General features: G+C 67.8%; 11 protein-coding genes. 2 read left to right on the top strand and 9 right to left on the bottom strand.

Annotated features, from left to right (window positions below; translation table 11 throughout):
• Positions 1 to 502: 502 nt before the first annotated feature.
• The 5 genes from FN829_RS02560 to FN829_RS02540 all read right to left on the bottom strand — a co-directional run bounded on the left by FN829_RS02560 (position 503) and on the right by FN829_RS02540 (position 4,608).
• The gene (locus tag FN829_RS02560; RefSeq protein ID WP_142985424.1) at positions 503 to 880 is read right to left on the bottom strand and encodes a thioredoxin family protein; all 378 of its coding nucleotides are present in this window, start codon (positions 878 to 880) and stop codon (positions 503 to 505) included.
• 69 nt (positions 881 to 949) lie between these two features.
• A complete protein-coding gene (locus FN829_RS02555) occupies positions 950 to 2,263 on the bottom strand; it encodes a M20 family metallopeptidase (protein ID WP_142985423.1) in 1,314 nt (437 codons plus the stop codon).
• 90 nt (positions 2,264 to 2,353) lie between these two features.
• Entirely contained in the window at positions 2,354 to 2,791 is a 438-nt protein-coding gene (locus tag FN829_RS02550; protein WP_142985422.1) for a YeeE/YedE family protein, read from the bottom strand.
• A gap of 17 nt (positions 2,792 to 2,808) precedes the next feature.
• Positions 2,809 to 3,333: a YeeE/YedE family protein gene (locus FN829_RS02545; RefSeq protein ID WP_142985421.1), complete on the bottom strand. Its 525-nt coding sequence runs from the start codon at positions 3,331 to 3,333 to the stop codon at positions 2,809 to 2,811.
• Between the two features lie 72 nt (positions 3,334 to 3,405).
• A complete protein-coding gene (locus FN829_RS02540; RefSeq protein WP_142985420.1) occupies positions 3,406 to 4,608 on the bottom strand; it encodes an MBL fold metallo-hydrolase in 1,203 nt (400 codons plus the stop codon).
• Between the two features lie 267 nt (positions 4,609 to 4,875).
• Between FN829_RS02540 and FN829_RS02535 the strand changes: the two genes are divergently transcribed.
• Together FN829_RS02535 and FN829_RS02530 are read left to right on the top strand one after the other, a co-directional pair.
• On the top strand, positions 4,876 to 5,130 hold the full coding sequence (locus tag FN829_RS02535) for a sulfurtransferase TusA family protein (protein WP_142985419.1): 255 nt from the start codon (positions 4,876 to 4,878) through the stop codon (positions 5,128 to 5,130).
• A 1-nt stretch (position 5,131) separates the two neighbouring features.
• Positions 5,132 to 5,719, top strand: a complete 588-nt coding sequence (locus tag FN829_RS02530) for a DsrE/DsrF/DrsH-like family protein (protein WP_142985418.1) — start codon at positions 5,132 to 5,134, stop codon at positions 5,717 to 5,719.
• A 64-nt stretch (positions 5,720 to 5,783) separates the two neighbouring features.
• Here FN829_RS02530 and FN829_RS02525 read toward each other — a convergent pair whose 3' ends face one another.
• The 4 genes from FN829_RS02525 to mptA all read right to left on the bottom strand — a co-directional run bounded on the left by FN829_RS02525 (position 5,784) and on the right by mptA (position 8,910).
• On the bottom strand, positions 5,784 to 6,431 hold the full coding sequence (locus tag FN829_RS02525) for a DUF1641 domain-containing protein (protein ID WP_142985417.1): 648 nt from the start codon (positions 6,429 to 6,431) through the stop codon (positions 5,784 to 5,786).
• Between the two features lies 1 nt (position 6,432).
• On the bottom strand, positions 6,433 to 7,578 hold the full coding sequence (locus tag FN829_RS02520; RefSeq protein WP_142985416.1) for an NAD(P)/FAD-dependent oxidoreductase: 1,146 nt from the start codon (positions 7,576 to 7,578) through the stop codon (positions 6,433 to 6,435).
• Entirely contained in the window at positions 7,579 to 7,821 is a 243-nt protein-coding gene (locus tag FN829_RS02515) for a sulfurtransferase TusA family protein (protein WP_142985447.1), read from the bottom strand.
• Positions 7,822 to 7,983: 162 nt separating this feature from the next.
• Complete coding sequence (mptA, locus tag FN829_RS02510; protein WP_142985415.1) at positions 7,984 to 8,910, bottom strand: GTP cyclohydrolase MptA; 927 nt, start codon at positions 8,908 to 8,910, stop codon at positions 7,984 to 7,986.
• Between the last annotated feature and the right edge of the window lie 81 nt (positions 8,911 to 8,991).

The following is an 8,991-nucleotide window of genomic DNA, read 5'->3' as shown; positions in this document are numbered from 1 at the left end:
TCGAGGATATCGATTTCCATGGCAGGTTCGATTTCCTCGGCTTCACCCTTCTAAACCGGTGATATCCGCTGATAAGATCGCTCTTCAACAGAGCATAAGCAACGATCATTGGTGGTGCGGTGGCGCGCCGGTGAGCGCCCGGAGGGCGCGAACCCGACCGCGAGGGACGCGGCGACCGGAGGGAGCCGCGAGGCTGGGGAGGCGTGAGGTGCGGGGCTGTGCGGGTCGGGGTGGGACTCAAAGGGGCAGTCGCGAGGGCGATGCCTGACGACGCAAGCACCGCAAGGAGCGAGTGAAACGAGCGACTGAGGAGCACAGCGAGTCACGCGAGTCCTCGCGGCTGGGGCTTTGTGAGTGTTCACCGCGTCAGCAACGATCCTCTTCTATCCATCCGGTTCACCCACGAAACACCCGTTCTATAAGCAGTCAAATCATATCGGCCGTCTCGGACGAGGACAGATCTGAAAACATATAAGACGGAACGAGGAGCCGAACGACGATCCTACTCGACGTGCTCGCGTATCCACGCGGCCAGGTCGTCGCCGGGGATGAACCCCTCCGCGCGCCGCGCGACCGGCTCGCCGTCGACGAAGAGGACGAAGAGCGGGACGCTGCGCACGTCGAAGCGCTCGACGAGCGGCGGGTCGTCGCGGGGGTTGAGAAGCGCCACGTCGACCTCGACCGTACGCGCGACGTTGCCGAGGACGGGCTCCATGCTCGCACAGATCCCGCATCCTTCGGTGTAGAACTCGACGAGCGCGGCGTCGGTGCCCGCGAGGAAGTCGTCGAGGGCGGCCTCGTCGGCCAGCGCGGTCGGTCGACCGTGGGTGGTTCCCTCGGCGTGATCGCCGCCATCCGACGACACAGTATTGGAACTCATACACACTATTGGCTTCGAAGCGTCTTAAAGGCTCGCTTCGGGAGGGGATCGCTCTACCGCCCTACTGCCCTACCGCCCTATCTGCTCTGCCAACGTCGCCGGTAGCCGGGCGTACACCTCGGCGTTGCGCGTCAACGCCTCGAGGGTGGTGTACTCGTCGACCGCGTGGACCGTGTCGGTGCCGAACGCGAACTCCACGGTGGGGACGCCGGCGTGACGGAACGTCTTCGCGTCCCCGCCGCCGGTGGCGCTCCGGCGGTAGACGCGCTCGCCGGAGACGGCGGCCGCGGTGTCGGCGACTGCCCCGACGAGTGGCCCGTCGACGGGCTCGTAGCTCCCCACCGACCAGCTCACGTCGGCGATGGAGACGGCGGAGAACTCGGCGAGACAGTCGCGGACGTCCGCGAGCACGTCCGCGGTCTCGACGCCCGCGGTCAGCCGCACGTCCAGCCGGGCGGTCGCCGCGTCCGGGACGGTGTTCACCGCCTCGCCCCCCTCGATCGTCCCGAGGTTCACGGTCGGGTGTTCGAACAGGTCGCGCGCGGCGGCCGCGCCGAGCGTCGGCTCGTAGTACTCTACCGACTCCTCGACGATCGGTCGGAGCGCCGCGTCGAGGTCGAACTCCCGCGCCGTGAGCCGCGAACGGAGCAGTGAGACGGCCTCCCAGAGGCGGTCGATCGCGTTGTCGCCGAGCGACGGACGCGAGCCGTGCGCGGCCGTCCCCTCGGCGCGCAGCGTCAGCCAGATGCTCCCGCGGTCGGCGACGGTGACCGAGTGGCTACCACGCGAACAGGTCGTCTCGCCGATGACGCAACCGTCGGGGGCGACCCGGTCGAACGCGTCGCTCCCGACGAGCGTGTCGACGCCGGCGTCGCCGCCCGTCTCCTCGTCGCCCACGACCGCGAACGCGAGGGTGACCGAGGGGTCGGCGTTGTCCGCGGCGAGCGTCTCCCCGGCGGCCAGCATCGCCGCGAGCGGTCCCTTCATGTCGGTCGCTCCGCGGCCGTATATCCGGTCGCCGTCGCGCTCGCCCAGCGGATCGCGCGTCCACGCGTCGGCGTCGAACGGGACGGTGTCGACGTGGCCGTTGTACAGTAGGGTTCGGTCCGTCCGGCCGGGCAAGGTCGCGAGCAGGTTCGGCTTCGCCGGATCGGTGGCGACGCGCTCGGTCTCGAAGCCGGCGGCCGACAGCAGGTCGTCGACGTGATCGACGATCTCGCGGACGTCACCGGGCGGGTTCCGCGTGTCGTACCCGAGCAGGTCGGTCGCGATCTCGACGACGCGGTCGATCGGGACAGACGGTCCGTCGTCGACGGTGTCGGTCGAGTCGATCGGATCGGTCGAGGCGGTCGAGTCGGTCGAATCGGAGCGTTCGTTCGTCATGGTGGTGTATCGTGTCGTGAGCGCGGCAACGGGCGAGAGAGAAAGAAGCGACAGGAGGACGGACCGGGACGCGGAAGCGAGCGCGTGGGTCTAATCGTCGCTCGGCGCGGCCGCGCTCGCGTCGGCGGCGTCCCGGCTGCGCCAGACGCCCTGTGCGTACGCGCCGATGAACATCCCGCCGATCGCGTAGAGGATCGGCCAGTTGCCGACGCCGAGGCTGGCGTAGGCCGCGCCGGGACAGATCCCCGAGAGCCCCCAGCCGACGCCGAAGATCGAGCCGCCGACGAGGACGTTCCGGTCGAACGACTTCAGCCGACGGCCGTACGGTCGCCCCGTCAACGGGGCCGAATTCCGCAGCTTCGGCAGCGTCCAGAACGCGATGCCGGCGACGATCGAGCCGCCGAACATCACGAACAGCAGCCCGAAGTCGTCGAACGTCAGGAAGTCCAAGACGACCTCCGGACGGGCCATGTGGCTGAACCCGAGCCCGAAGCCGAAGACGAGCCCGCCGACGAGTATCAGTGGCATGAAGAGGGGATGTCGGCTCAAAGCCCCACCCCCAGCGCCGAGACCGCGTTCGCGGTCACGATCGCGACGACGAGGAACGTCGCCACGCCGACGAGCGACGTGCGGGAGACCGACCCCACGCCGCAGATGCCGTGGCCGGAGGTACACCCCTTCCCGACGCGGGTGCCGATCCCGACGAGGATCCCGCCGAGGAACAGCCGCCACGGCGAGACCTCGGTCGTCCAGGCGCTGCCCGCGATCGACCAGGGGTCGCCCTGATAGATCAGCGCGTAGACGGCCGCACCGCCGATTATCCCGAGGGTGAACACGACGCGCCAGTCACGCGACGGGCGGTACTGCGTGAACCGGGACCGCCCCGAGACGTACGAGAGCGTCGACTCGAGGAACGTGCTCGCGCCCGCCGTGATCCCCGTACCGAGGTAGATCAGGACGGTCCCGAGCCCGACGAGCAGCCCGCCGATCGCGTACCGCGAGATCCCGTTCGGAAACAGCACGTCGACGGTCCCAGCCCCGAGCAGGTCGGCGAGAACGCCGGCGATCATCGGCGGTCACCTCCGATGTCGGACGGATCCGTCGCGTTCCGTGTCGCGACCTGATCGGGGGTCACGGTCGGATCAGTCGTCGCTCGTGAGCGCATCCTGGCTCGCGGCGCAGTTGTTCGGGCCGAGCTCGAGCGTGAACGCCTCGTCGTCGTCGACGGCGTTCTGCCCGAGATTGGTTGCGATGACCTCCTCGTAGTTGGCCGGTCGGGGCGGCATGTCCGCGAGGACGGTCTCGACGAAGGTATCCTCGTCGGCCGAGAGCGCGTCCATGCGCTCGCGGAGCTCGCCGATCGGCGCGGTGTACGTCCCGTCAGCGGCGGATTCGGCCGCGTCGCTGAAGTGCGCACCGCCGACGAGGACGTCGTCATCGAACGCCAACACGCGGTTCTGTAGCGAGTCGTACAGCATCCGGGCGGCCTCGGGGGCACCCTCGTCGCCCTCCTCGAGGTCCGGGCGGGCGACGCTCTCGATGAAGAGGCCGTCGCCGGTCGCGAGCAGGCTTCCGCCGAGCAGATAGGAGGTCATCCCGGTGGTGTGGCCGGGGGTGAACACGGTCTCGACCGTCGCCGACCCGACCGCGAACTCGTCGCCGTCGGTCGTCAGCGTGACCTCGTCCGCGTAGGTGACGCCGCGGTCGGCGGCGGCGGACGGCAGGACCGCCTCGACGCCCTCGTCGGCCAGTTCGCGGAGCCCCGAGACGTGGTCCGCGTGCACGTGCGTGTCGAACGCGTACGTCAGTTCGACGCCGAGCTCCTCGGCGTCGGCGAGGTACCGGTCGGTGAACGCGCGAAGCGGGTCGACCACGGCGGCCTCGTCGCCGTCGTACAACAGGTAGCCGAGACAGCCGCTCGAGGGGCGCTGGTACTGGAGGAGCGTTCCCGGCCCGTCGTAGTCGGTGACCTCGTGGGTCTCGTAGATCGATGCCCAGCCGTTCATGCCGTCCTCGAGGTGATCGACGTCGTAGCCGCGGTCGGCGAGCGCGCCCGCGACGTACTCGCTCGCGCCGCCCTTCGCACAGAGCACGGTGACGTGCTCGTCGTCGGGGATCGAATCGAGGACGGCGTCGTCGATCTCCTCGTCGAGGAAGTGGAAGTAGGGCGCGTTGATCGATTCGACGTTCTCGCCGTCGATGCGCCACTCCTCGTAGTCGCTCGACATCCGCGCGTCGAGCAGCGTCACCGACTCTCCGTCGTCGATGCGGTCTTTGAGCGTTTCGGGTGCGATCGAGTCGACGTCCGAGTCCGGCGTCGGAAAGTCCATCTCGTCTGCGTCCATGTACACCACCCACTATCGGACGTACTGACTTAAATGTTCTCATAATGGTGTACAAGATATACAATATACATAGAGAGACGTGCGATAGAGTTCACGCATCTCTATGTGTTTTATCGGTCGATCTATCCGTTCTCGCGCGTAGCAATCTATAATATAGTAGGATCGGGCCGTGGTGTCGTTCAGTTGTTCAGGTCAACCACAAGAATCGACACACTTATCATCAGACACCCAATATTGTGTGGTAGCCCCAACACGGGGATCCCAACCATGAGCACGGAAACTGCGACCGAGACGCTCGACGTGAAAGGACAGAACTGCCCGATGCCGGTCATCAAGACGAAGGGGGCGTTCGACGGCCTCGCCGCCGGCGACGTCCTCGAGATCGTCTCGACGGACTCGGGGAGCATGAGCGACATCAAGGGCTGGGCCGAGTCGACCGACGGCGCGGAGATGGTCGACCAGGAGGAGGCCACCGAGGACGGGACGGCGGTGTACAAACACTACGTCCGGAAGGCCGAGTGAGATGAGCGCGGACACACCGCCGTCGTCGGGCGAGAACTCGCCGTCCGACGACGTCGCCGATCTGCGCGCGCAGATCGAGGCGCTCGAGACCGAGGTCTCCGACCTCCGGAGCGAGGTCGACGAGGGCAACGCCGACAAGATGGTGATCATCGCGACGAAGGGAACGCTCGACATGGCGTACCCCCCGCTCATCCTCGCGAGCACCGCCGCCGCGTTCGGCTACGACGTCACCGTCTTCCACACCTTCTGGGGGCTCGAGATCCTCCACGAGGAGAACTCGAAGGACCTCGGGTTGAGCTCCGTCGGCAACCCCAACATGCCCGTTCCGAACGCCATCGCCGCGCTTCCGGGAATGGACCGGATGACCGCCCGGATGATGCGCAACCGGATCGAGGACAACGACGTGGCGTCCGTCGAGGAGCTGATCGAGACCTCCCTCGCGAGCGGCGTCGACCTCCAGGCGTGTCAGATGACGATCGATCTCCTCGGCTACGACGAGGACGACTTCTACGACGGCGTGACGACCGGCGTGGGCGCGGCATCGGCCTTCCAGGACATGGCCGACGCCGACATCCAACTGCTCGTCTGAGCCGCCTCGGCGACGCACGAACCGACCCGTTTCGACCCGAGCGAAGAACGCGTGTTCGGAACCGTTAGGACTCGTTTTCCGGCGACCGCGACCGCCCGATGGCCTTCGACAGCGCGAGCACGTACCCCAGTCCGTACTGGATCTCGGGGTCGCGGAGCCCGCGCGCGAGCCCGACGGCACCCACCCTCGAGGGCTCGCTCTGCTGGGCCGCACCGAGCCCCTCCAGGAGCGTCTTCGTCCCCTCGCGGACCTCCTCGTCGGCCGCGGCGTCCGCGACCTCGCCGAGCGCGGCCCCGGTGCCCGCGAGCGATCGGACCATTCCGTCGTCGAGCGCGGCGGTCGCGAGCGAGCCGACCTGTCCGAGCTCCGCGAGCTCGTCCAAGGTGCCGCTCCGCTGGAGCTCGATCAGCGTCTCCATCGCCTCGCGGAGCTCGTCGCCGTTATCGCCGACGGTCGCCGCGAGTCCGACGGTCTCCTCCGTCGCCAGCCCGTCCGCCGACTCCGCGAGCGTCGACGCCGTGCCGGCGAGTTCGACCGCCATCTCGTCGGTCAGCGCGGCCTCGCCGAGCGCGACGACGTCGAGCAACTCGTTGACCGCGTCGAGTCGATCGACGAACGCCGCGACCGCCTCGGGGTTCTCGGAAACGATCGCCTCGAGGTCGTCGCGGTCGAGGTCGTCCGTTTCGTCGGCGTCGACGTTCTCTCCCGGCATCTCAGAGCAACCCCCGTGCGGTGAGCCAGTAGGACTCGTTGTACGCCAGCTTCGACCAGTGGAGCTTCTCCGAGGCGGGTGCCGGCGACGGCGGGTTCTCGTAGTCGAACTCGACGAACGAGGCCGAGTCCATCCCCGTCTCGATGAAACACAGCGTCTTGCCGTCGTACGTCGCCGTCGCGGGACGGTCGCGGACCTCGCTCGCGATCCGCCGGGCCACGACGCCCGCCTGGTAGTGGGCGACGCTTCCCGCCTTCGGCACGCCGGTCGTCGCGGCGTCGCCGATCGCGTAGACGCCGTCGGCCGCCTCGGCCTCAAGCGTGCGTTTATCCACGTCGACCCAGCCGCGGTCGCCGAGGCCCGCCTCGTCGACGACGTCGACGCCGCGGTGCGGCGGGATCCCGACGAGGAGGTCGTAGTCGAGTTCGGTTCCCTCCATCGACGCGATCGTTCCCGCCTCGGGATCGACCGACTCGGCGTTGAAGAACGTCTCCACGTCGATGTCGCGCTCGTCCATGAGCGGCCGCGCCCACTCGGCGATGTTCGCGTTCCCGTGGACGCGATTGATCGGGTAGGTGTAGGTGATCTCGACGTCCTCGCGCAGTCCGCGCTCGCGGAACCAGTCGTCCGCCATGAAGACGAACTCCAAGGGCGCGGCGGGACACATGTGCGGCGTGCCGACGACGCTCAAGACGAGGTGCCCCTCGGTCATCGAGAGCAGTTCCTCCCGGAACGCGAGCGCGCCGGACTCCGAGTAGTAGTCGTGGGCGCCCTCGACGAGCCCCGGGACCTCGGCCGGTGCGAGCGTCGAGCCGGTCGCGACGACGAGGTAGTCGTACGTGAGCGAGCCCGGGGCGTCGCGGAGCGCGAGCTTCTTCTCGTCCGTATCGATCTCGGTCACCCGGTCGATCGCGAGGTCGATCCGGGAGTCGACGAGCTCCCGGAGCGGTCGCCGGCCGTCGGCGGGCTCGCGCTGCCCGAACGGGACGTACAACCACACCGGCTTGTACACGTGGTCGGGGTCGTCGTTGATCAGGGTCACCTCGACGTCGCCGGCGTCGATCTCCGCGGCGAGCCGGTCGGTGAGGTCGTTCGCGAGCACCGTCCCGCCGGTGCCGCCACCGAGGATCGCGACGCGCCGGACCATCTACGCGACCTCCACGTAGAAGCCGTACTCGTCGCCCGTTTCGTCGACGGCGAGCAGGTCGTTGTCGGTCTCGTCGATCCACTCCGAGACGTCCGTGAGCGACTGGTCGTTATCGCTCAACAGCAACACGACGTCGCCCGGACTCGCCGAGCGGACTCGACCGATGAGGTCCATGAGCGGCCCGGGGCAGGCGGCTCCGCGCGCGTCGACCGTGTCCGTGGGTTCGATGTCGATGTCGGTCATGAGTACGTTCGAGGATCCGATCGCCACGGAAGTAGTCTTGTATCTATATTCCAACAGTGTGGAATTCTGCCGGAAGGTATATACGATGTCGGGGACGGCGGCGGGTGGATCTCGGAGCAGATCGAGGATACCGGAGGGGAGAAAAGCGGGTCGGGTGGACGACTACTCGCCGAGCTCGTCGCGGAGGTCGCCCATCGTGACCTCGCGCTCGGCGTACGCGTTGTGCTGGTGGATCGACTCGTCGTTCGACTGCTTCATGCGGATCACGGCGTCGTCGGCGAGATGATCGAACTCCGAGAGCGTCCCCTCGGCGAGCGCGCGCACGCAGTCCTCGACGAACTTGGCGTTCGCGTGGGCGTGGTAGGTCATGTGGTCCTCGTCGGGGCGTTTCGCCATGTTGTAGATCCGCGCGCTCATCGAGTCGCGGGCGACGTCGATCACGTCTCGGAGGTCGACCTCGGGGCTGCCGTCCGTGGTGATCGTCAGCGTGGCGTGACCGCGCTGGGAGTGACCGGGCTGCGGGACCGCCTCGAGGAAGGCGTCGGTCGTCTCCCCGTCGACGCCGAGTTCGGCGAGCTTCTCTCGCGCCCGCGACTCGCTCATCCCCTGCGAGCAGGGACACACCGTCATCCCCGTGACCTCCGCGCCGATCTCGGCGCGGGTTCCCTCCTCCGTCGCGGTCGCGCTGGCGACGATGGTCGCCGTGCTCTGGGTCTCGAGTCCGGAGGCCGGGGTGTCCTCGCGGGTGACGAGCTCCGCCGTCATCGACACCTCGGCGGTGGTCGTGTAGTCGTGTTTCTCCAGGAGTCGCTCCGCGGCGTCGCCGCAGACGTCCTCGACGCGGTAGGCCTCCTCGCGGGTGATCTCCTCCAGAATCTCGTCTATCGTCGCGAGGTTCCGCGACATGTCGATACCCTTCCGGCCGCTCGGGAGGTCGACGAACACCTCGAACTCGGCCATGAGGACGATCGGTCGGTCGTCGCCGCGGGCGAGTTTGACGAGTTTCTCCACGCCGGTGACGCCGACCTGCGAGAGCCCGACGGTGACGTCCGGGGCCGACGCCTGTACGTCCGGCAGCTGATGACTCATTACGAACGTATCAGGGGAGACGCGTGATTAGGGCTTTCGATAGGGGGTCTCGCGTCGGTCTTTCACTCACTCCCGGAAGCG

Source organism: Halorubrum cibi, assembly GCF_900182635.1.
In the GTDB taxonomy this organism is placed as follows: Archaea; Halobacteriota; Halobacteria; order Halobacteriales; family Haloferacaceae; genus Halorubrum; species Halorubrum cibi.
This window is presented reverse-complemented; position numbering and strand designations above follow the sequence as displayed.

What these genes read in the sequence shown, in the direction of transcription:
- FN829_RS02530 (WP_142985418.1), top strand. Translation starts at nt 5,132, where the DNA reads ATGAGCGCGGACACACCGCCGTCGTCGGGCGAGAACTCGCCGTCCGAC.
- FN829_RS02545 (WP_142985421.1), bottom strand. Translation starts at nt 3,333, where the DNA reads ATGATCGCCGGCGTTCTCGCCGACCTGCTCGGGGCTGGGACCGTCGAC.
- FN829_RS02560 (WP_142985424.1), bottom strand. Translation starts at nt 880, where the DNA reads ATGAGTTCCAATACTGTGTCGTCGGATGGCGGCGATCACGCCGAGGGA.
- FN829_RS02540 (WP_142985420.1), bottom strand. Translation starts at nt 4,608, where the DNA reads ATGGACGCAGACGAGATGGACTTTCCGACGCCGGACTCGGACGTCGAC.
- FN829_RS02525 (WP_142985417.1), bottom strand. Translation starts at nt 6,431, where the DNA reads ATGCCGGGAGAGAACGTCGACGCCGACGAAACGGACGACCTCGACCGC.
- FN829_RS02550 (WP_142985422.1), bottom strand. Translation starts at nt 2,791, where the DNA reads ATGCCACTGATACTCGTCGGCGGGCTCGTCTTCGGCTTCGGGCTCGGG.
- FN829_RS02555 (WP_142985423.1), bottom strand. Translation starts at nt 2,263, where the DNA reads ATGACGAACGAACGCTCCGATTCGACCGACTCGACCGCCTCGACCGAT.
- FN829_RS02520 (WP_142985416.1), bottom strand. Translation starts at nt 7,578, where the DNA reads ATGGTCCGGCGCGTCGCGATCCTCGGTGGCGGCACCGGCGGGACGGTG.
- FN829_RS02535 (WP_142985419.1), top strand. Translation starts at nt 4,876, where the DNA reads ATGAGCACGGAAACTGCGACCGAGACGCTCGACGTGAAAGGACAGAAC.
- mptA (WP_142985415.1), bottom strand. Translation starts at nt 8,910, where the DNA reads ATGAGTCATCAGCTGCCGGACGTACAGGCGTCGGCCCCGGACGTCACC.
- FN829_RS02515 (WP_142985447.1), bottom strand. Translation starts at nt 7,821, where the DNA reads ATGACCGACATCGACATCGAACCCACGGACACGGTCGACGCGCGCGGA.